This is a genomic window from Pseudorhizobium banfieldiae (genome assembly GCF_000967425.1).
Taxonomy (GTDB): domain Bacteria; phylum Pseudomonadota; class Alphaproteobacteria; order Rhizobiales; family Rhizobiaceae; genus Neorhizobium; species Neorhizobium banfieldiae.
In genome coordinates, this window is the sequence record NZ_FO082820.1 from 3,615,375 (window position 1) to 3,635,800 (window position 20,426).

General features: G+C 61.2%; 19 protein-coding genes. 10 read left to right on the forward strand and 9 right to left on the reverse strand.

Translation table 11 applies throughout. The features are described 5' to 3' along the window. Positions 1-10 precede the first annotated feature (10 nt). A complete protein-coding gene (locus tag NT26_RS17495) occupies positions 11-1,129 on the forward strand; it encodes a Gfo/Idh/MocA family protein (RefSeq protein WP_052640633.1) in 1,119 nt (372 codons plus the stop codon). A 58-nt stretch (positions 1,130-1,187) separates the two neighbouring features. Here NT26_RS17495 and NT26_RS17500 read toward each other — a convergent pair whose 3' ends face one another. Genes NT26_RS17500 through NT26_RS17510 form a run of 3 tightly spaced genes read right to left on the reverse strand, consistent with a single transcriptional unit; the run spans position 1,188 to position 5,556 of the window. Next, entirely contained in the window at positions 1,188-4,385 is a 3,198-nt protein-coding gene (locus NT26_RS17500) for an efflux RND transporter permease subunit (RefSeq protein ID WP_052640634.1), read from the reverse strand. Continuing rightward, positions 4,382-5,344 carry an efflux RND transporter periplasmic adaptor subunit gene (locus tag NT26_RS17505; protein ID WP_052640635.1) on the reverse strand — a complete coding sequence of 321 codons (963 nt, stop codon included), beginning with the start codon at positions 5,342-5,344 and terminating at the stop codon, positions 4,382-4,384. The genes NT26_RS17500 and NT26_RS17505 overlap by 4 nt, the downstream gene beginning before the upstream one ends. Before the next feature lie 11 nt (positions 5,345-5,355). Beyond that, positions 5,356-5,556: a YgaP family membrane protein gene (locus NT26_RS17510; RefSeq protein WP_052642326.1), complete on the reverse strand. Its 201-nt coding sequence runs from the start codon at positions 5,554-5,556 to the stop codon at positions 5,356-5,358. Positions 5,557-5,789: 233 nt separating this feature from the next. On the opposite strand from NT26_RS17510, the gene NT26_RS17515 reads away from it, so the two are divergent. Beyond that, a complete protein-coding gene (locus NT26_RS17515) occupies positions 5,790-6,089 on the forward strand; it encodes an ArsR/SmtB family transcription factor (protein WP_052640636.1) in 300 nt (99 codons plus the stop codon). Between the two features lie 85 nt (positions 6,090-6,174). Here NT26_RS17515 and groL read toward each other — a convergent pair whose 3' ends face one another. Next, entirely contained in the window at positions 6,175-7,794 is a 1,620-nt protein-coding gene (groL, locus tag NT26_RS17520; protein ID WP_052640637.1) for a chaperonin GroEL, read from the reverse strand. A 135-nt stretch (positions 7,795-7,929) separates the two neighbouring features. Here groL and NT26_RS17525 point away from each other — a divergent pair, with 135 nt between their 5' ends. Continuing rightward, complete coding sequence (locus tag NT26_RS17525; protein ID WP_052640638.1) at positions 7,930-8,370, forward strand: host attachment family protein; 441 nt, start codon at positions 7,930-7,932, stop codon at positions 8,368-8,370. Positions 8,371-8,398: 28 nt separating this feature from the next. Here the strand turns inward: NT26_RS17525 and NT26_RS17530 are convergent, their stop codons facing one another. Continuing rightward, on the reverse strand, positions 8,399-9,373 hold the full coding sequence (locus NT26_RS17530; protein WP_052640639.1) for a ribose-phosphate diphosphokinase: 975 nt from the start codon (positions 9,371-9,373) through the stop codon (positions 8,399-8,401). Between the two features lie 148 nt (positions 9,374-9,521). Between NT26_RS17530 and NT26_RS17535 the strand changes: the two genes are divergently transcribed. The 3 genes from NT26_RS17535 to NT26_RS17545 all read left to right on the forward strand — a co-directional run bounded on the left by NT26_RS17535 (position 9,522) and on the right by NT26_RS17545 (position 13,038). Next, positions 9,522-10,568, forward strand: a complete 1,047-nt coding sequence (locus NT26_RS17535) for a hypothetical protein (RefSeq protein WP_052640640.1) — start codon at positions 9,522-9,524, stop codon at positions 10,566-10,568. Positions 10,569-10,655: 87 nt separating this feature from the next. Then, positions 10,656-11,477, forward strand: a complete 822-nt coding sequence (locus NT26_RS17540) for a universal stress protein (RefSeq protein ID WP_052640641.1) — start codon at positions 10,656-10,658, stop codon at positions 11,475-11,477. Positions 11,478-11,511: 34 nt separating this feature from the next. Next, positions 11,512-13,038, forward strand: coding sequence for a bifunctional aminoglycoside phosphotransferase/ATP-binding protein (locus tag NT26_RS17545; RefSeq protein ID WP_052640642.1), 1,527 nt, complete (start codon positions 11,512-11,514; stop codon positions 13,036-13,038). A gap of 92 nt (positions 13,039-13,130) precedes the next feature. Here the strand turns inward: NT26_RS17545 and NT26_RS17550 are convergent, their stop codons facing one another. The 3 genes from NT26_RS17550 to NT26_RS17560 all read right to left on the reverse strand — a co-directional run bounded on the left by NT26_RS17550 (position 13,131) and on the right by NT26_RS17560 (position 15,246). After that, positions 13,131-13,655: an Hsp20/alpha crystallin family protein gene (locus NT26_RS17550; RefSeq protein WP_052640643.1), complete on the reverse strand. Its 525-nt coding sequence runs from the start codon at positions 13,653-13,655 to the stop codon at positions 13,131-13,133. A 451-nt stretch (positions 13,656-14,106) separates the two neighbouring features. Further along, positions 14,107-14,760, reverse strand: coding sequence for a phosphoribosyltransferase (locus NT26_RS17555; protein ID WP_052640644.1), 654 nt, complete (start codon positions 14,758-14,760; stop codon positions 14,107-14,109). Positions 14,761-14,814: 54 nt separating this feature from the next. Beyond that, complete coding sequence (locus NT26_RS17560; protein ID WP_052640645.1) at positions 14,815-15,246, reverse strand: DUF3775 domain-containing protein; 432 nt, start codon at positions 15,244-15,246, stop codon at positions 14,815-14,817. 510 nt (positions 15,247-15,756) lie between these two features. On the opposite strand from NT26_RS17560, the gene NT26_RS17565 reads away from it, so the two are divergent. Then, positions 15,757-16,257 carry a CopD family protein gene (locus tag NT26_RS17565; protein WP_052642327.1) on the forward strand — a complete coding sequence of 167 codons (501 nt, stop codon included), beginning with the start codon at positions 15,757-15,759 and terminating at the stop codon, positions 16,255-16,257. On the opposite strand, the gene NT26_RS17570 is transcribed toward NT26_RS17565, so the two are convergent. Then, positions 16,235-16,735 (reverse strand): DUF2231 domain-containing protein, encoded by a 501-nt coding sequence (locus NT26_RS17570; protein WP_052640646.1) that lies wholly within the window; start codon positions 16,733-16,735, stop codon positions 16,235-16,237. The genes NT26_RS17565 and NT26_RS17570 overlap by 23 nt on opposite strands. Before the next feature lie 162 nt (positions 16,736-16,897). Between NT26_RS17570 and coxB the strand changes: the two genes are divergently transcribed. From coxB to NT26_RS17585, 3 genes are read left to right on the forward strand one after another with little or no spacing between them, the layout of a single operon-like run. After that, positions 16,898-17,464, forward strand: coding sequence for a cytochrome c oxidase subunit II (gene coxB, locus NT26_RS17575; protein ID WP_244467637.1), 567 nt, complete (start codon positions 16,898-16,900; stop codon positions 17,462-17,464). Continuing rightward, positions 17,461-19,974 (forward strand): cytochrome c oxidase subunit I, encoded by a 2,514-nt coding sequence (gene ctaD / locus NT26_RS17580; RefSeq protein WP_052640648.1) that lies wholly within the window; start codon positions 17,461-17,463, stop codon positions 19,972-19,974. The genes coxB and ctaD overlap by 4 nt, the downstream gene beginning before the upstream one ends. Next, positions 19,971-20,324 (forward strand): hypothetical protein, encoded by a 354-nt coding sequence (locus NT26_RS17585; RefSeq protein ID WP_052640649.1) that lies wholly within the window; start codon positions 19,971-19,973, stop codon positions 20,322-20,324. The genes ctaD and NT26_RS17585 overlap by 4 nt, the downstream gene beginning before the upstream one ends. Positions 20,325-20,426 lie beyond the last annotated feature (102 nt).

The following is a 20,426-nucleotide window of genomic DNA, read 5'->3' on the forward strand; positions in this document are numbered from 1 at the left end:
AAAGCTCAACATGAAACTGCTGTACGGCGTTATCGGCTGCGGGATGATGGGACAGGAACATCTGCGCAATATTGCGCTCCTTCCTGACGCCGACGTAATCGCGATCTTCGAGCCGGATGCCACGATGCGTCAGCGGGCAGCGGCGATCGCTCCTCAAGCGGTATTTGTGGCCTCCATTCCCGAACTGCTGCAGATCAACGCCATCAACTGCCTTCTGATCGCCAGCCCGAACCACGTACACCTGGACCAGTTGGAAGAGGTGGCCTCCATCCGCCCGCTTCCCGTCCTCGTGGAGAAACCTCTGTTCACGAGTATGGACGAACTGCCGAGGCTGGAGGCGCTGCGCAGCCGCTACCCCGCGCCGATCTGGGTCGCGATGGAGTACCGTTACATGCCTCCGGTGGCCCGCTTGATCAGCGAAGCGGAGGAGGCGACCGGCGGAATCCGGATGCTGACCATTCGCGAGCATCGCTTCCCGTTCCTGCAGAAGGTCGGCAACTGGAACCGCTTCAACGATCAGACAGGCGGGACTTTGGTGGAGAAATGCTGCCACTTCTTCGATCTTATGCGTCATATCCTGAAATCGGATCCGATCCGGATCACGGCATCCGGCGGACAGGCTGTCAATCACCTGGACGAGCTCCATGACGGGCGCAGGTCCGATGTGTGGGACCACGCCTACGTCCTTGTCGACTTCGATTCCGGTGCCCGCGCAATGCTCGAGCTCTGCATGTTTGCCGAAGGAGCGCGCTATCAGGAAGAAATCTCGGCGATCGGACCGCGCGGGAAGATCGAGTGCAAGGTGCCCGGGCCTGGCAGGTTCTGGCCACAACACCTTGGCGCTCCTCCAATCGCCCAGGTAATCATCTCGCCGCGCGATCCGAAAGGTCCGAGGAAGCTGGAAATCCCGGTCGATCCGCTGCTTCTGGAGGCCGGAGACCACAACGGCTCCACTTTCTATCAGCACCAGCGCTTCCAGAGGGCCGTTGCAGGCCAAGCACCCGTCGAGGTGACGCTCGACGATGGGCTCTGGGCCGCCTTTATGGGCCAGACGGCCCAGGAAGCGGCAGCGTCGAACCGAGTGATCGAGGTCCCACCGATCCGGCAGGCCGAACGCATCACCGCCTGACAATCCTGCCGCCCTCGGCGGTAGCCAACCCGAACTGCCTCTGCGCTACGTCCCGCCCTTACGTGCGGAGCACGCGATAGATGGCCGGGATCACCAGGACCGTCAGCAGCGTCGATGAAGCCAATCCGAAGAGCAGCGAGATCGCCAGCCCCTGGAAGATCGGATCGGTCAGTATCACCGCGGCACCGATCATCGCAGCCAGCGCCGTCAGCAGGATCGGCTTGGACCGTACGGCGCCGGCTTCGATCAATATCTCCGTCAACGACCTGTCCGATCCGCTATGGCGGATGAAATCGACAAGCAGGATGGAGTTGCGGACGATGATGCCTGCAAGCGCAATGAACCCGATCATCGAAGTGGCCGAAAACGGCGCTCCGAAGATCCAGTGGCCGAGCAGGATACCAATGAAGGTGAGCGGGATCGGCGTTAGGATCACCAGTGGCAGTTTGAACGAGCCGAACTGCGCGACGACGAGGATGTAGATCCCCAACAGGGCGACGCCGAAGGCCGCTCCCATGTCACGGAAAGTCACCCAGGTGACTTCCCATTCGCCATCCCAAAGCAGGGTAGGCTGCGTCTCGTCCAGTGGCTGGCCGTGGAGGGAAATATCCGGCTTCTGCAGACCGCTCCAGTCCTGCGAATCCAACGCCCGTTGCACAGCGATCATGCCGTAGAGCGGCGCCTCGAAGTCACCCGCCAGCTCAGCCGTCACCATCTCGGCCGCACGACCGTTGCGCCGGAAGATCGGATAGGAAGCCGGTTCTTCGGCAACGCGGATGACATCGCCGAGTTCGACTACGCCGCGTCCACCCGGCAGGGCATTCGCAGGAATCGGCGTCGTCAGGAAACGCTCGTCCATCGCCCTCCTGTTTTTCGGCAGTTCGAGCCGGATCGGGATCGGCGGCCGGCCACCGCCGCGATGCGAGTAGCCGATCGTCTTGCCGCTGTTGAGAATCGAGAGCGTATCCAGGACGTCCCCCTCCTCGACATGGAAGAACTCCGCATCGTCCGTGGATATGGTGGCCCTCAGCCGCCTCGCCGGCTCCCCGAAGGAATTGTCGACGTCGACGATGAAGGGCACCATGCGGAAGGCTTCCTCGACTTTCATCGAGGTCTGCCGCCTCGTCTCGGCGTCCGGTCCATAGATCTCGGCCAGCAGGGTGGACATGACCGGTGGACCAGGCGGGGGTTCCACAACCTTGATGCTCGTGCCGGGTGGCGTTGGCAAGTCAGCCAGTCGTTGACGAATCGCAAGAGCGAGGTCGTGACTGGTTCGCGAGCGATCACCTTTACCGAGAAGCGTCAGCGCCACCTCTCCCTGGTGGCTTGCACCACGCAGATAATAGTGCCGCACAAGCCCGTTGAAATTGAAGGGCGCAGCCGACCCGGCGTAGGTATCGGCGGCACGGACTTCCTCGAACTCCATCGCCGTGCGCGCCATCGCCTGTACCACGCCATCGGTGGCCTCCACCGAAGAACCCTCAGGCAGGTCAACGATGACCGCAAGCTCGGACTTGTTGTCGAACGGCAGGAGCTTGACCGTGACATGCTGGGTGTAGAACAGCGAGAGCGAGCCCAGCGTCAGGACACCCACGACAAGCAGGAAAAGCCAGCTTCTGCCTTTTGATTGAAGTATCGGTCGCGCCATGGCGACATAGGCTCGGCCCACGACCCCGCCCTGCGCATGCGCATCACCATGATGCGGGGCCGCGCGGCCGGCAAACTTCAGCATGAGCCACGGGGTCACGATCACCGCGACGAAGAAGGAGAAGATCATCGCGGCAGATGCGTTTGCCGGGATCGGGCTCATATACGGGCCCATCATGCCGGAAACGAACAGCATGGGCAGGAGCGCCGCAACCACGGTAAGCGTAGCGACGATGGTCGGATTGCCGACTTCGGCGACTGCTTCGATGGCCGCCTGATACCGGGTGCGGCCGTCACCCATCGCCCAGTGGCGAGAAATGTTCTCGATCACCACGATGGCATCATCGACGAGGATGCCGATCGAGAAAATCAGCGCGAACAGGGAAACACGATTGAGCGTGTAACCCATGAGTTGGGAGGCAAACAGGGTGAGGAGAATGGTCACGGGAATGACGATCGCAACCACTGCCGCTTCGCGCCAACCGATCGCCAGTCCGACGAGGATGATGATCGATATAGTGGCCAGCCCCAGATGAAGCAGGAGCTCGTTGGCCTTCTCGTTAGCAGTCTCCCCATAGTCACGGCTGATATCGACATTCATGTCGCCGGGAATCAGAGAGCCCTTCAGGGCCTCAATTCGCGCCGTCAGCGCATGGGCCACATCGACTGCATTGGCGCCTGCCCTCTTGGCGATGGCGATCGTCACGGCGGGTAGCCGCTGTAAGCCATCACCACTGCGCACGAGGCGTGCAGTCAGGTTTTCAGCTGAATCGGAAGCCAGGCTGATCTCCGCGAGGTCGCGCAGGTAGATGGGACGATCGTCACGCGTGGTGACCAGAAGGTTGCCGATCTGCGCCGGTGTCGCGAGCGTTTCGCCGGCGACCAGGCTGATCTGCTGCTCCCGATCCCGCACGGTGCCCGCCGGGAAGGACTGATTGGCCCCGTTCACCTTCTGCGCAAGCTGTTGCAGCGTCACGCCGTAGAGGGCAAGCTTCTCCGTCTCCGGCGCTATGCGGATCACCTCATGGGCCTCACCCACGAGGTAGGTCAGACCGACATCCTCGACCTTCGAAAGCTCCGTACGCACTTCACGGGCAATCCGCGTCAGGTCGTTCGCAGTGATGCGTTCCGCAGCCTCGATTGTCGGCGAAAGAGTAAATGCGAGAATGGCGACATCGTCTATGCCGCGCCCGACGATCAGGGGTGGCGCAATCCCTATAGGAATGCGGTCCATGTTCGCCTGGACCTTGTCGTGAACGCGAAGTACGGCGGTATCAGGCGAGGTACCGACAAAGAAGCGCGCCGTGACCAGGACCTGGTCGTCCTGGGTCTGCGAATAGACGTGCTCGACCGCATCGATACCCTTGATGATCGTTTCCAAGGGCTCTGCGATCAGCTTGACCGCGTCTTCCGCTCTCAATCCGTCGGCACGAACATGGATGTCGACCATGGGGACTGAGATCTGGGGCTCCTCCTCGCGTGGAAGGGTTACCAGCGCGATCATGCCGAAGGCGAGCGATGCCAGCAGGAACAGGGGCGTCAGCGGCGAGCGGATGAAGGAGCGGGTCAGAAGACCGGCAATTCCCAGTCGATCATTTTCCGGTGTCACGGCAGTACAACCTCATCGCCGACAGCAAGTCCCGTCAGTATCTCCGTAAAGACGCCATCAGGCTGATTGATCACCTGGCCGGACAAGACGACTCGCTCGACCGTTCGGTCGCCATCCCTGAGTGTTACGAACTCCACTCCTGCGCGGGTCGTCACCGCATCGCTGGGTACGAGCAGCGACTGGCGTGTCCCCACGGGCAGTTGAACGAGGACCCGTGCATTGACGAATGACGTCTGAAGGCCATCGACCTCCACATCCGCCGTCACGCGACCATTCTCGATCTGCGGATAGATCTTCGCCAGGCGGCCTTCCATCTGCCGCCCGTCGAGCGTGATGCGGAGCTCGTCGCCCTGCCGAACGAGACCTGCATGCCGTTCGGGAATCGAAAGCCGCAGGAACAGCCCACCACTACCGATCGTCGCGAGCGGCTCCCCTGGCATCACCACCGTACCTTCGGTCAAGGGGACGGTCAGCACCCTGCCATCGGCAGGCGCGTTGACATCACCCTCCGACTGCTGCTGCAAGACGACCGAACGCTCGGCTTCGGTGGCCGTAATCTGGTTCTGCAGGACGCTGGCCTGTGAGCGCAGCTCATCGAGGCGCTGCTGCGTCACGGCTCCCCGGCCGATCAGCGCTTCGGCTCGATTGACATCCGTTTGTGCCGTCGCCAGTCGCGACTCCAGCGCCGCAATCTGGGCGTCCAATGCGGCAATCTGGAAGGCGAGCTTTTCGTCCTTCACCTCGGCTATCTTTTCGCCTGCCGTCACCGTATCGCCTTCCGTGACCATGATGGCGACCACCGAACCGCCGATCCTGGCTCGCGCCGGCACCGTCGTTCTTGCCTGGATGGTGCCGTAGACCGACTTCCACTCCGTCACCGTTACCGGCTCGAGCTTCATGGTCTCGGCAGCAGCGCCACCGGCAAACAGAAGAGTTGCGACAAGCAAAAGAAGGCGCATGGGTTCAATCCTCAGAAGGCGGTGCCCGGACGGATACCAAGCTTACGGAAGAAGATGGCCGCGGGGCAAAAGCCGGTGAAGGCTGATTGCAGCATATTGGCACCGACAAAGACCGTCAGCCAGACGAAGTAGGGAGACACCCATACCGTCAGCACCACCGACAGAAGCACCATGAAGCCTGCGAAGGCGAGAACAGAGCGATCGAGAGTCATCATCATTTTCCTTCTACGTGTTTAGCCAGAACCACCGTCGCGCAGCCCATCGGCTCCGGGATGGCCCGCCGAATGCGGCCCACTTGACGGGACCCCATTCCTCAGGCCCTTGTTTCCCACCGTGAGGTATCTCAAGCGGGACCGTCTCTTATCCAGTCGATCCGCATGTTGAACGGATCTCAACATTACATATATTTATGATATTACAAATATGCAATATCTTGGATCAAGCAATGGATGCTGCCGAAGCGATCGCTGAAAAGGCCGACATCGCCGCCGATTTTATGAGCGGCCTCGCCAATGTCCATCGTCTGCGTATTCTCTGTGAGCTGGCGCAGGGCGAACGCAGCGTGACCGCAATCATCGAGGCTACCGGCATCGCCCAGACCTCGGTTTCCCAACATCTGGCAAAGCTGAAGAAGGAAGGGATCGTCGATTTTCGCCGCGAGCATCGGACCCTCCACTATTTCATCGCAGACCCCGCGGTGGTCGACATCATGGCCATCCTCTACACCAAGTTCTGCAAGGCGTAGGAAGGTGGCCGCCGGGGGCTATCCACCCGCAGTCCCGATTTGCATCGAGAGTGCGTGACGCGAGCTTATGGCACGGTCTCGCATCCTACATCGGCATCGACGCTGCAGTTTGTTGCGCCTGCGGTTCCGGTATCTCCGTCATCGTCGCTTCGGTGAGCAGCAGGACGCTCGCAACGGAGACGGCATTTTCCAGCGCCACGCGCACCACCTTCGTCGGATCGACAATTCCCTCCTCCATGAGATCGACGTAGCGGTTACGGGCTGCGTCGAAACCGAGATTGCCCTCGCTCTCCATCATCCTCGCCACGACAACCCCACCGTCAACGGCGGAATTCTCTGCAATCTGTCGCGCTGGCGCCTCAAGCGCACGCTTGAGGATCTGGACGCCGGTACGCTCATCGCCCTCACACGCCCCCTCCTCTTCCTCAACCGCCCGAATGCATCGCAGCAGCGCCAAACCCGCACCGGGAACAATACCCTCCTTTACAGCGGCCTTGGTCGCATTGATTGCATCGTCAAGCGCGTCCTTCTTGGCCTTCATCTCGGCTTCGGCGGGCGCCCCGACCCGGATGACCGCAACACCTCCGGCGAGCTTTGCAAGCCGCTCCTGCAGTTTCTCACGGTCATAATCGCTTGTCGTCTTGGCGATCTCCCGGCGGATCTGCTCCGCCCGCGCCCCAATCTTCTGCTTGTCCCCACCACCGCTGATGATGGTTGTACTGTCCTTGTCGACGACGACTCGCGCTGCAGAGCCCAGCTGAGAAAGTGTCACGTTCTCGAGCTTGAAACCCAGTTCCTCTGAGATGACCTGGCCGCCGGTGAGGACTGCGATATCCTCCAGCATCGCCTTGCGGCGATCTCCAAATCCCGGCGCCTTAACGGCGCAGTTCCGAAACGTGCCACGAATCTGGTTGACGATCAGGGTTGCCAGAACTTCGCCTTCAATGTCCTCTGCGATGATGAGCAAGGGGCGCCCCGACTTGGCAATCTCCTCCAGGAGGTGGACGAGGTCGGTCAGGGCGCTGATCTTGCGATCAAAGACAAGAATACGGACGTCCTCCAGAACAGCTTCCATCTTTTCGCCATCGGTGACGAAGTAGGGCGAGATGTAGCCGCGGTCGAACTGCATACCCTCGACGACGTCGAGATGGGTTTCCATCGTCTTCGATTCCTCGACGGTAATGACACCTTCCTCCCCGACTTTGGACATGGCATCCGCAACGAGTTGGCCGATTACCTCGTCATTGTGGGCCGAGATTGCGGCGACCTGCTGCTTCTCCTTGTCTGTCGTGACGGGTCTGGACAGCGCCTTTAGAGTAGTGATCGTGCGGGCGAGCGCACGGTCGAGACCTCGCTTGATGTCGATGGCACTGGCGCCCGCAATGACATTGCGGTGGCCGTCGGCCAGGATCGCGTGGGCCAGCACGGTGGAGGTGCTGGTGCCGTCGCCGACCACTTCGCCGGTTTTCTCCGCGGCGGCCCGCAGCATGCGAGCGCCCAGGTTTTCCTCCGGATCCTTGAGATCGAACTCCTTGGCGATTGTGACCCCATCATTGCAGACGATCGGCGTTCCCCATTTCCGCTCGATCAGAACGGATTTTGATCGAGGGCCCAGGGTGATGCGGACCGCGTCCGCCAGCTGACTCGCCCCGTGAAGTACCTTGCCGCGGGCCTCTGCTCTAAACAGAACCTGTTTATGCACCATGATGACGCTCCAATGCTGTGGCAGGCTTAGTGAGCTAAGAATGCCTCAACTGCTCGGAACAATCTTGACGTCGATCAAAGGACTGCGCGCCGGCCACGATAGGATCGTGCCGGACACCAAACGGAGCCAACGAAGATGCCAGACGTTGCGATACGAAAGAATGCCAGGGTGCTTGTTGCAGACGGCCGGAAGGCCATCGTGTTCAGGAACGATGGTATCCCGCAGTCTCTCAAGCTGACGGTCGAGCAGGTGGTCGAAGCCGAGCCGAATCCGGCGACCCGTGAGCAGGGAACGGATCGACCCGGACGCGCCGCGATGGGCAGCCACCGCAGTAGCATGGGACAGGCCGACATGCATGATGCCGAAGAGCAGCGTTTCATCCAGCGTGTGGCTGAGGCACTGGGCGAGGTCTGCAGCCAGCAGGCGGTTCCGGCCGTCGTTCTCGTCGCGGCACCGCGCGCGCTGGCCGAGCTTCGAAAGGCTGTGCCTGCCTCCGTGCAGGAGCTCGTCGTCGCAGAGATCGCAAAGGATCTCGTGAACCTCTCGGTTGCCGATATAGAGAAGCGCCTCGGTTGACGGCCACCCGAAAGCGCGTTGGCCGAGGTCAGCGATGCGTCGTGTTCGCATCGCTGGAGATGGCAGCAGCAAGGAGTCCGGCGATAGGCAGGACGGTGAGCGATTTCGCTCCTGCCCACTCCTCTTCGAGAGCGACGCTGTCCGTGACGATGATCCCATCGATCGCCGTAGAGGCCAGTGTCGCTCGAGCGCCCGGAGAAAACAGCGCGTGGGTGGCACAGAGATAGATACGCTCTGCGCCGTTCTTCCGGCATGTTTCCGCCGCCCTGGCCATCGTGGTTCCGGAACTGATGAGGTCGTCGATAATGATCGCGACCCGTCCTGCAACATCGCCGGCGAACAGGTCCCCGGTAACCAGCCCGCTGCTTCTCTGCTTTTCAAGAAACGCCTTGTTGACGGGACGGCCCAATTTCGCCTCCAGGAGCTCCCTGAATGCCTCCGCCCGCTTCGCTCCGCCCAGATCAGGGGATACGACGCAGAATACCGCGTCGCCAGCAATCTCGATCATCCGCTCGACGAATTGGCCATGTGCGGTGAGATGCAGGGTCGGGCGGCGAAAGGCGTTCTGGAACGCAGAGAGATTGTGGGCTTCGAGCGTCATTACCTGGTCCGTTCCCACCGCCTCCAGCAGTTGTGCGACGTAGAGCCCTGTGATTGGATCCTGCGCCTTGGTCTGGCGGTCTTTGCGCATGTAGCAGAGATAGGGCGACACAGCCGTCACGCGCCTTGCGCCATTGGTTTTCAGGCATCCTATGAAGAACAGCAGCCGGCACAGCTTGTCATTGGCCGTGTCCTGGCTGTCGCCATGCAGGCTGGAGAAGACATAGGCATCGCGGCCGCGAACGCTGACAAGCGGCCTTACTTTCTGTTCGCCATCCTCGAATCGGCGCTCCTCGACGGGGCTGAGCGGAAGAGCGAGAGCTCGTGCCACCTGCTCGCCGACGATCCGATCGGCCCCGAGGGAAAAAAGCAGAGGAGATCGAGGGAAATTCTGATCCTGCATGGTTTCGCTCCGCGTTTCGTGGCGTCACTTCAACAGTTGCCAAAGTCCTCCGCCATGATCGGCATCAAACGATGATCGATTGGCGATTGACGCACGGCGACGCATGATCTTGTCTCTAAGACTGCTGCCCTGGAGGCCCAATCTACCCATGAACCGCATTCGCGAGGAACTGGATTTTCTTTCGACATACCTCGTCTCGTCGGCGCCCGCCGGCAGCAGCGTGACCATTCGCGAAACACATATGTCGTTTGTACTGATATGCGATCAGCGGGTGCTGAAGTTCAAGAAGCCCGTGCGCATGCCGTTCGTGGACTTCACCAGCGTTCGAGCGCGGGAGAACAACTGCCGCGAGGAGGTCCGGCTGAACAGGCGTCTTGCGCCGGATGTCTACAAACGCGTGATCCCGCTTCGACGGCTGGACGACGGACAACTCGGATTTGGAGGTCGTGGCGAGGTCATCGATTGGCTGGTGGAGATGCGGCGTCTTCCCGAGGAGTGTCTTATGGATGTGATGCTCCGTGAAAAGAGGCTGACGCGACGGCATATCCAGCGTCTGGCCGACCGGCTGACTGAATTCTATCGCTCGGCACCTTCCCCCCATCTTGATGAAGATCAGCATTTCCGGGCCCTTGAACACCAGCAGGATCTCAATCGGCAGGTTTTGGAGCATGCAGATCACGGCTTCGATCGTTCCGCCGCCAGGCATGCATTGGACCGCCTCGACACGCAGCTGGCCGTATTCCGCCCGGCAATCATCGAGCGCATCGTCGAGGGACGGTTTGTCGAAGGCCATGGAGACCTTCGGCCGGAGCATGTCTGTTTCACCGAACCCCTTGTTATCTTCGACTGCCTGGAATTCGACCCGACCCTGCGCATGCTCGATCCATTCGACGAGATCGCATTCCTGGGCATGGAGTGCAGATTCCTGGGCGCGAGCAACATTGCGGCCACCATGTTCCGACAGCTAACCGCGCGCTTGGAAGGCCCGGCATCCCCTCAGTTGTTTGCGTTCTACGGCGCCTTCAGAGCGGCCATGCGGGCTCGCATGGCATTGTCCCACCTGCTGGACGGGAGCGCGAAGGATGCCGGCCCCTGGATCGACAAGACGGACCGCAACATTCGGCTGGCACTGGAGCGCCTGGAGCAAACCGGCACGGCACAGTCGGGCCCAATCACCCAAGGGCTCTCCCCATAACTGCAATCAGAGGTCCTGAAATTGACGAGGATCATGGCCGCAGGTCCAGCATCACCCTAATTTGCCGGCATCGAAGGAGAGCACCTCATGGCCACAATGACGATCTTGTCCATCCTCGGAAGCGAACAAGCCAGCGAGGATCTTTCCGCTGCCATCCAGGTGGCGACGGAGGTGGGGGCGCACCTCGTGGTGTTTGCGGCGGGCATCGCCGAACCGCCGACGGTCGGCGACTATCCCGTCGGGATCGGCTGGATTGAACGCCGCGATGAAGCATCCCGACAGTTGGAGGCTGTGAGAAGTCGTGCCGTTCAGCAGTGCCAGTCGAGCGGACTGACCTCCGAGGTGGCGATCGCGTTCGCTGAAAAAGCCCCGCTCGATGACATGTTGTTCCAGAAGGCCCTCCACAGCGACCTTGCGGTCATTGGAAGGGGCGTATCCGGCCTTGCCGACCTCAGGCGTGTAGTGGTCGACGCTGTCATCTTTCACGCAGGTCGACCGCTGTTGCTGGCGTCTGATAAGGGCACCGTCACGTTGAAGCCGAAGCGTGTTCTCCTTGCATGGGACTCCAAGCCCGGGGCTGCGCATGCGGCGACAGCGGCCATGAAGCTGCTCGTCGATGCAGATCAGGTCAACCTCGTCATCGTCGATCCGGAGGCCCGCGATGGTGAGGAGCCCGGCGCAGATGCCGCCGCCTATCTTGCCCGTCATGGGGTGAAGGTCGTGGTCGATCAGCTGGCCAGCGATGGGCGCCCCGTGGAGACGTTGCTGCAGCAGCACGCTTCAGAAATCCAGGCGGACCTGATGGTCATGGGGGCCTACGGACATTCGCGAATGCGCCAGTGGATATTCGGGGGCGTGACGGCGTCGGTTCTGCAGGGGCCAAGTTTGCCGGTGTTCATGGCGCACTAGATCGAGGGAAGTCAGAGCGGAGGGAATTGCTCCAGTGATAGTCGAGGACCAGACCAGCGTCGTGTCCTTTCTGAGCGCCCATGAGAGCTATGGAGTCGCGGGGCCCGTCGAGGTGATAGGCACGCACATCTCGGAAGTCTTTCTTGCCGGCGATCGTGCCTACAAGCTGAAGCGGGCCGTGCGGCTTCCGTATGTGGACTTCTCCACGGTAGCGCTCCGCCATCATGCCTGCCAGGAAGAGGTGGTCCTCAACAGGCTGACGGCCCCGACGCTTTACCTCGGCATACGCAGGATTACCCGGGAGGATACCGGCGAGCTCGCATTCGATGGCGCCGGAAGACATGTGGATACCGTCGTGGAGATGGTGCGGTTCACACAGGAGTCGCTTTTCGACCGCATGGCGCTTGACGGCAGGCTGACGCCCGAATTGATGACTGAGACCGCCAGGTCGATCGCACACTTTCATCACGCCGCGCCGGTCATTTCCAGCGGCACAGGCTCAGAAAACATCGCGCCAGTTCTCGCCATCAATGAAGCCGGATTCCGCACGAGCAGCGTCTTCTCGGAAGATGAAGTCCAGGCGATATCGAAACTCTTCAGGTCGCGACTGCATGAACACACGGCGCTTCTTGACCGCAGAGCAGAGGCAGGTCGAATCCGACACTGCCACGGCGACCTTCATCTTCGCAACATCTGCATGTTCGAAGGCGCGCCCCACCTTTTCGACTGCATAGAGTTCAATCCCCAGATCGCCATCTCGGACGTTCTCTATGACCTCGCCTTTCTGCTGATGGATCTCTGGCACCGCGGCCTCCGGAGGTTGGCCAATCTTGTTCTCAACCGATACCTTGACGAAGTGCAGGATGATGACGGCTTCGGACTCCTGCCGTTCTTCATGGCGACGCGCGCCGCGGTTCGAGCTCACGTGACGGCAACACAAGCCTGCGAGGCCGCGGCGGACCGGGCTGCAGTACTTTCGACCGAGGCGAGATCATACTACGTCCTGGCGCTCGACCTGCTGCAGACGTCCGGTGCAAGCCTCGTCGCGATCGCCGGACTGAGCGGCTCCGGCAAGACAACGGTCGCAGAGTTCCTTGCCTGCGATATTGGGCGTGCGCCCGGAGCGAGGATCATCGAAAGCGATCGGATACGCAAGAGCATGCATGGTGTGGCCGCCGAAAGCCGGTTGCCAGCCTCGGCCTATCAGCCGGAGGTCTCGAGGCAAGTGTATCGCGAGCTCCAACGGCGCGCCACTTTCATCCTAGAGCGAGGCGGCTCCGTTGTGGTTGATGCCGTGTTCCAGCGCTCTGGCGATAGGAAGGCAATCGAAGATGTCGCCAGAGATGCCGACGTCCCCTTCTTCGGGGTTTGGCTGGAGGCCGATCCGGCAGTGCTATGGGAGCGGGTGAGGCACCGTCGGGGGGGACCCTCGGATGCGGATACAAGTGTGCTTGCCCAGCAATTGGAGCGAGGGCAGGATCACATCGGCTGGCTGCACCTCGACGCCTCCGGATCAACGGAAGCGGTCTCAGACGCAATCCTGACAGCCATTCGCGAGTAGTCCCGCCTCGCGGCTGCACTTCCGCCTCTAATGCACAGGCCTGATCGGATGTGGGCGCCGGCGACCCGTCGACGCCTCCTGTAAGGGAATTCTCAGGACGCCTTGATGTTGATCTTCCTCTCGTTCTTCTTGGCTTCGGCGTTCTTGGGCAGGATGATCCGCAGGATACCCTTCTTGAAGGTTGCCTCGACCTTGTCAGCATCGACGCCTTCGGGGAGCTGGAACGTCCGTTGGAACGAACCGTAGCGCCGTTCCGAGACATGATATTCCTTCTGCTTGTCTTCTCTCTCTTCCTGCTTCTCGCCCCGGATGGTCAGGAAGCCGTTGGACAGCTTTACCTCGATATCCTTGTCGTCCATTCCGGCGAGCTCGGCACTGATCTCGAACGTGTTTTCCTTCTCGACAACATCCACGGCCGGGGCAACAGCCCATCCGTTCAGCGACGGTAGGCCAGAGGCGAGAACGGAACGCTCGAGGGGGCGCCAGGACGACGGAAGGAAGCTGTCGAACAGGCGATCAATCTCAGTCCGCAGGGTCATAAGAGGCGACCAGGGATTGTCCTGCTGCACCGACTTCTCGCTCCCCTTGGCAGGCAGCTTGTTGTTTGCATCAGTCATCATTCTCTCCTATCAGCAAACGTGTGGCATCAGGATGCTTCCGGTTCGGATCCACGACTGGCGTAACCGGGCCCCACCATCGAAGAGCGATTGGGCTCCGCTCACATTGATGCGCATCAAATGGCGATGCGCTTCCGGTCCATAGTCAGCGTATAAGCCGTATCGGTCGAGACATCCGTGGAGCAGGCACGATGGCTGGGCACCTCCCCGGGGCGGGAGCGCGCAGTTAAGGAAGGGACGTGATCCATCGATTCCATAGCCAAAACTCTCCCGCAGAGATTCGCGAAGGGTTCTTCTGGGGTTGGTCGGCAGTCTCTTATGCAGAAACTCTGATGACCCTGGCGGCGCTGGTGCAAAGACACAGGCCATGGACGCTCTCGGCGTGATCTGAGCGAGGCCCGGCACAACTTGTGCTGCGCCCGGCCGGCGTGAGCCGTCGGCTCGCCGGCCCTCAACGTGCGGGATCAATCTTCTCGGCCTGCTTCAGGACATCCAGCACGTCCTGATCCGTCAACTGCGGGAAATGGCGGTAATACATCCCGACAGCTTGAAAATCCGAAGGCGCCTCGAGGCAGACCACATCGTCGGCCTTGAGGCGCATCACGGGCAGGACATCGAGGGCACAAACGGGCACCGCGACCACGATCTTGTCCGGTTGCCGCGCACGAAGCCCCTTGATCGCGGCCCGCATCGTCGCACCCGTCGCCAGACCATCATCGACGATGACTACCGTCCTGCCGCGGACGTCGCGGCCATGCCGGTCGCCGAGATAGACGCCACGACGACGCTGGATCTCCGCAAGCTCGCGTTTCAGGCATGCTTGGAAGTCCCGCTCGGAGATCTGCTGATGCGAGATCATCTCCTCGTTGCGGATGACTGTCGGCGGGTCCCCATCCATCACGGCTCCCATGGCCACCTCCGGGTAGAACGGGAGACCAATCTTGCGGACCAACGCCAACTCCAGCGGCGCCCCAAGAGACTTTGCCACTTCGAGCGCTACCGGAAGACCGCCACGCGGCAGCGCAAACACGGTGACAGGTTGGCCGGTATGGGACTGCAGGGCGGCCGCAAGCTGTTGCCCGGCCTGCTTACGATCGGAGAACATCGTTTTGCCCCCTTAGGTCGGCATGGAGTTGGACCCACTGCCGCTTTCTCAACGTCAGAGATATCGGCGCTCAACATCCTCGCAGGAATGGCCCAGCGCTGCCAGACCTTCGGCCAGATGATCCGCCAGCAGTGGGTCACCGAGCAGGTAGCTTGCCGTATGGCGATTGTGGGCTTCTGCAGCCTGGGCCCTTATGTCGGCCCAGGCGGCGTTAGCATCGTCGCGCCCGAGCCAGCAAATCGCCACGAGGTCGATCTGCTCCTCGATCGACAGGTCGTCGATCAGCGAGCGCAGTTCCTCTTCGACCGGATCATCCGCGGTGTCCTCGAGCACGGTGATTTCTCCGTCGTCGGTCGGATTGGAGCCGGTGTCCGGATCCGTATCCTCCTCCTTCACGTCGAACTCCCTGGCCTTGATGATCAGGAAGCAAACCTTCTCGACCGCGATTTCCAACGGCACCGGATCAGGATCGTTGCGGTATTTCATCACTCATCTCCATTCTGGAACAAGCTGCATCTGTCTGGTCGCGGAGTATTTGCCGCTTCGAGCAGGGAGAGGTTATGATATAATTGGAGAGGCAACCTTGACTGCAGTCAAGGTGGGCAAACTCCAGGCCCCATCTGCGCGCTCGCACTGCAAGCGCCGAGCGAAGTCGCTCTCCTGCCCGAGTGCCTACAGGACTGGGGGGCCCTGGCGAAGCCGGGCCAGGCCGTACAGCGGCGTACAGCCTCGCCCTGCCACGAAACGCCACGACATTGATGCAACCGGCGGCGGGATCCTGCCATGTCAAGGAAATCAGGAAGTTGGCATCCAACGCCATCGGGTTAAGGATGAGCCTTCCCTAGAAGCTTTTCCTCGTCGCGCTACATCCTGCCTCATGTGCATTCCGGCAAAGGCGAAAGAATACACCCGGGCAAGCCCGCATCCCTCTGCAACTCCGGCAGTGATCACGGCTGGGCAGGCTCGATCCTGTCCGCGCTCCTCGCGGTGCGAAGCATGATCGCTGCGCTGAAGTTCCTGCACATAGCGGCGATTGCGATATGGGCAGGTGGCCTCCTCAGCCTCCCGGCCCTCTATGTACAGCGGGCACATGTGAGGGATGACCGAGCACTCTATCAATTGCAGATGATCGTACGCTTCAGCTACGTCGCGGTCATTTCTCCAGCCGCGTTCCTTGCCGTCGGAAGCGGCATCGCGCTCCTCTTCGGCCAGCAGACATTCGCGGGGTGGTTTTCGGTCAAGCTCTTCTTCGTCGCCCTGCTGGTCATGCTTCACGTACTAACAGGGCTCGTCATCATCCGTCTTTTCCGGGAAGGGGAGGTTTATCCGGTCTGGAGGTTTTTGCTTGCCACGGCAGTCACAGGTGCGGTCGTCGTGATCATCCTCTTCGTGGTGCTTGCCAAGCCCGCCCTAACGGTAGAGCTGAACAGGGACATCCTGGAGCCCGGCGGACTGCAACGCCTCATCAGGACGCTCAGTCCTTGGCCGTTACCATGAGCCCGATGCCATGATCAAAGATCAGTTTGCCACCATGCCAGCCAGCCATACCGGTCATGACCGCCGCCAAGATGGAGACGAGGAGCCCATGCGGCAGGATTTCTGCGGCATCGGTCACGCGCAGGCCCCAGTTGAGTCCAGCCAGGGCGATCAACATCATCGCTGCGATCGCGTGCGCCCAACTCGCGACGCGTTCGCGAATTCCGGCGACCGACAGCAGTTCCACCGTTCCGACCGCACCGGCGGCCATACCGGAAAAGAAAGCACCACCTGCCGACCAGAGGCCGGCCCGAAGCCAGAAAGGATCGCCGGACCACCAGTACAGGAGGTCGATTGCAAGGGTTATGAACACCAGCGCGATGGGAAAATGGACGCTCATCGCGTGGAGCGGGTGGCCCGCGACCGCGACGGCGGAGCTGACGTCCTTCTCCTCCAGCTTGGAAATCACCGGGTTGGCAGTGTTTGCGGTCTCGTCCATCCGGGCTCTCCTTTTGCGGCTATAATCCGGCGATCCCGCCCATGGTTCCAGTACCCGTTGGGGCTTGCCGCCTTTGTCGCTCTGTCGGGATGCACCGGGGATCTCTCCGCCCTGGATCCCGCTGGGCCTTCCGCTGCATCCATCGCCCGGCTCTGGTGGGTGATGCTCATCGCCTCGATCCTCCTTTTCATCCTAGTGGTCGGGCTCTTCCTGGCGACGGTATTCGTTCCGAAGTTCGGAAGGCGCTTATCTCCCCGCTTCTGGATCGTTGGCGGTGGACTGGTCCTGCCGCTACCCATCCTGTTTGCGCTGACTTTCTACGCCTTCTGGCAAGGTGAATACCTCCTGCGGGGCGGCACCGATCATACAGGCGACACGATCAGGATAGAAGCGAAGGCCACCCGCTGGGCATGGAACTTCCGCTATCCCGAACACTTCGAGGCAGCGGTCTCGGAAGGCGTTCTCCATATTCCAGCGGGGGTGACTGTCGAACTCGCGGTCACCAGCGACGATGTGATCCACAGTCTGTGGATCCCGCGCCTGGGAGGCAAGATCGATGCGGTCCCTGGTCACACGACATATCTCCGTCTCAAGGCGGATCGTCCGGGCCGCTTTGGCGGTCAGTGTGCCGAATATTGCGGCGCGGGTCACGCTGGCATGCGCTTCCTCGTTCAGGCGCATGCGGAAACGGACTATGCGGCTGCCTTGGCGCAGGAGGAGATCCGATGAGGGAGAATACGGGATTGCAGCCTTCCCCCATCGCCCGCCACAAGGCCTTCGAAAAGGTATGGGGAACGCCGCCTGGATGGGCGCGACTGGCTGCCGTGAACCACAACATCGTGGGCAAGCGCTTCATGCTGACAGCGCTCGTATTCTTCACGATCGGGGGCCTCCTGGCCATGCTGATCCGGACGCAGCTCGCCTCGACGGAAAGCGCCTTCATGGACGCCGAGCAGTATGCGCAGGTCTTCACCATGCACGGCACGGTGATGATGTTCCTCTTCGCCATCCCGTTTTTCGAGGGTGGCGCGATGTACCTCCTCCCCAAGCTCCTCGGAACGCGCGACCTCGCCTTTCCGCGCATGTCTGCCTACGGGTACTGGTGCTACCTGTTCGGAGGAACAATACTGATCGCGGCGCTCATCGGAGGAGTTGCCCCCGATAGCGGTTGGTTCATGTATACGCCGCTGTCTTCCAACATCTTTTCCCCCGGCATCAATTCAGACGTCTGGTTGCTTGGCATCACCTTCGTCGAAATCTCCGCGCTCTCCGCGGCAATCGAGGTCATCGTTTCGATCCTCAAGTTGCGCGCGGCGGGAATGTCGCTCGACAAGATGCCGATCCTCGCCTGGTACATGCTCGTCGTCGCGACCATGATGCTTGTCGGCTTCCCGCCGCTCATCTTGGGATCGGTGCTGCTCGAGGTTGAGCGCGCATTCGGGCTGCCTTTCTTCGACCCGACCCGCGGCGGAGACCCGCTCCTCTGGCAACACCTGTTCTGGCTGTTCGGGCATCCGGAGGTCTACATCATCTTCCTGCCGGCAGCGGGGGCAATCTCAACCATCCTGCCTGTGTTTGCCGGCACGCCGCTCGCCGGCTACCGCATCATTATCGCGGCGCTGGTGCCCATGGCGTTTCTCTCCTTCGGGCTCTGGGTACACCACATGTACACGGTCGGCATTCCCCATGTGGCACTGTCGTTCTTCTCCGCAGCCAGCGCCATGGTGGCGGTGCCGACGGCGATCCAGATCTTTGCCTGGCTCGCGACGATCAGCCATGGCCATCCACGCTTTTCGATCCCGATGCTGCACATCTTCGGTTTCTTCTTCTTGTTCGTGATCGGCGGCCTGACGGGCGTGATGCTGGCGATGGTGCCCTTCGACTGGCAGGCACATGACACGCATTTCGTCGTCGCTCACCTCCACTATGTCCTGGTCGGAGGCTTCGTCTTCCCGATGCTTGCTGCCGCCTATTACTGGCTTCCGCACATCAGTGGGCGGCAGCCGGTCCAGCACCTCTCCAAGGCCGCCTTCTGGATGGTCTTCATCGGGTTCAACGTCACTTTCTTCATGATGCACCTGACGGGTCTGCGCGGCATGCCTCGACGGGTCTTCGAGTATCCTCCGGAATCCGGATGGGAGACGCTGAACTTAATTTCGTCCATGGGCAGCTTTGTCATGACCATGGGTTTCGCGCTGATCGCTCTGGATTTCATCCTGCTGTTCCGGTTCGGCAGGCGCTATCACCGCAATCCATGGAAGGCCGGCACCCTCGAATGGGCGATGCCGACGCCGCCTCCATCCTACAACTTTGCATCGCTCCCTTCGGTCGAGCGCCGCGCCGATCAGCTCGATCCCGATCGGTTGGGGCCGGCACTGGCCGCGGGCGAAGGATATCTCGGCATGCCGCGCGACGGACGCATGGAACTCCTTGCCGTCGATATTGCCAGTGGGCGCCCAGACCATGTCGTCCGGTTGCCTCGTCAGACCTTCCTTCCTTTCGCGACAGCTGTTGCCACGGGCAGCTTTTTCCTCGCGCTCCTGTTCAAGCTCTACTGGATGGCACCGTTGGCTCTCGCGCTCGTCCCCGCCTTGTTCCTCCTCTGGACCGGTGACACCGCCGAGAAGGAGGACCTTGAGGACCTGGATATTGGGCACGGTCTGGCTCTTCCACCGCATATGCAGGCTCCCCACCCGCCTGCCTGGTGGGCCATGCTGCTTGCTCTGATCGCCGATGCCACGGCATTCATCTCGCTTCTGTTCGGTGCCCTGTTCCTCTGGATTTCCGCCCCCAATTGGCCGCCGGCGGAAATCTTGGGTGTTGATCCCCTTCCGGCTCTTGTCGCAGCCGCGGTCCTGGTGATCTCCGCATGGACAGGCCACAGAGCCGTTCAGGCGGGACCGGGTGCGGCGAGCCTGCTTCTGCTCAACATGGTCTGCCAGCTTGTCGCCGTCGGGATATTCAGTTGGCTCCTGCTGCTGGCCTGGCCGCAGGCTCAAGCTCACGGCGCCGGAGCGAGTGTCTTTGTTGTTATCGCATTTGCGGCCCTGCACAACAGTATCGGGGTGGTGCTGGCCTCCTTCGGCCTCTTCCGTATCAGCAAGGGCTATGTCTCCCGGAAGAGGCTTCTGGATTTGCGCATCGGTCAACTCTGGCACGGCTACAGCGCGGCCGTGGGGCTGACTGCACTGGCCTTCCCGATCCTGCTCGTGGCGCTTGTGGGAGAGACACCCCGATGAAGGCGCCTCCGCTCCTCTCCATTATGGCGGGTTTTGCTCTGTGGAGCGTCCTCTTCCTGCTGCTCTATGGGGCTCAGGCGACCGGCTGCCATTTGGCGGGCGGAGAGCCTTCGGCCATGGCAGGTTCCTATCCGGCCTTGCGATGGACCTTGACGGTGCTGGCGGCCCTTGGCACCACTGCTGTCATGCTTCTTTCCTGGAAGAAGCGGACAACGCGATCAGACCCATCAAAGGCGGACGATCTGATGGACTTCACCCGCGAGGTCTCGCGTTACGTCTGGTTGGGTGCGGCCGCCGCAACGCCTTTCACGTTCATCGGCGTCATTTCCCTGACCCTCTGCGGGACGTGATCCCAGACCTTCTTTTCCGGTCGATTAAGGTTCCGGCGCTACTTTGGTAGCAGTTGCAATCTTCCGCGACGCTGACTGGTATGGCGATATGGCTACCGCCGA

Excerpts from the sequence above, each read along its gene's own strand:
- NT26_RS17495 (WP_052640633.1), top strand. The coding sequence starts at position 11 with ATGAAACTGCTGTACGGCGTTATCGGCTGCGGGATGATGGGACAGGAA.
- NT26_RS17505 (WP_052640635.1), bottom strand. The coding sequence starts at position 5,344 with ATGCGCCTTCTTTTGCTTGTCGCAACTCTTCTGTTTGCCGGTGGCGCT.
- NT26_RS17510 (WP_052642326.1), bottom strand. The coding sequence starts at position 5,556 with ATGACTCTCGATCGCTCTGTTCTCGCCTTCGCAGGCTTCATGGTGCTT.
- NT26_RS17515 (WP_052640636.1), top strand. The coding sequence starts at position 5,790 with ATGGATGCTGCCGAAGCGATCGCTGAAAAGGCCGACATCGCCGCCGAT.
- groL (WP_052640637.1), bottom strand. The coding sequence starts at position 7,794 with ATGGTGCATAAACAGGTTCTGTTTAGAGCAGAGGCCCGCGGCAAGGTA.
- NT26_RS17525 (WP_052640638.1), top strand. The coding sequence starts at position 7,930 with ATGCCAGACGTTGCGATACGAAAGAATGCCAGGGTGCTTGTTGCAGAC.
- NT26_RS17530 (WP_052640639.1), bottom strand. The coding sequence starts at position 9,373 with ATGCAGGATCAGAATTTCCCTCGATCTCCTCTGCTTTTTTCCCTCGGG.
- NT26_RS17535 (WP_052640640.1), top strand. The coding sequence starts at position 9,522 with ATGAACCGCATTCGCGAGGAACTGGATTTTCTTTCGACATACCTCGTC.
- NT26_RS17540 (WP_052640641.1), top strand. The coding sequence starts at position 10,656 with ATGGCCACAATGACGATCTTGTCCATCCTCGGAAGCGAACAAGCCAGC.
- NT26_RS17550 (WP_052640643.1), bottom strand. The coding sequence starts at position 13,655 with ATGACTGATGCAAACAACAAGCTGCCTGCCAAGGGGAGCGAGAAGTCG.
- NT26_RS17555 (WP_052640644.1), bottom strand. The coding sequence starts at position 14,760 with ATGTTCTCCGATCGTAAGCAGGCCGGGCAACAGCTTGCGGCCGCCCTG.
- NT26_RS17560 (WP_052640645.1), bottom strand. The coding sequence starts at position 15,246 with ATGAAATACCGCAACGATCCTGATCCGGTGCCGTTGGAAATCGCGGTC.
- NT26_RS17565 (WP_052642327.1), top strand. The coding sequence starts at position 15,757 with ATGATCGCTGCGCTGAAGTTCCTGCACATAGCGGCGATTGCGATATGG.
- NT26_RS17570 (WP_052640646.1), bottom strand. The coding sequence starts at position 16,735 with ATGGACGAGACCGCAAACACTGCCAACCCGGTGATTTCCAAGCTGGAG.
- coxB (WP_244467637.1), top strand. The coding sequence starts at position 16,898 with ATGCTCATCGCCTCGATCCTCCTTTTCATCCTAGTGGTCGGGCTCTTC.
- ctaD (WP_052640648.1), top strand. The coding sequence starts at position 17,461 with ATGAGGGAGAATACGGGATTGCAGCCTTCCCCCATCGCCCGCCACAAG.
- NT26_RS17585 (WP_052640649.1), top strand. The coding sequence starts at position 19,971 with ATGAAGGCGCCTCCGCTCCTCTCCATTATGGCGGGTTTTGCTCTGTGG.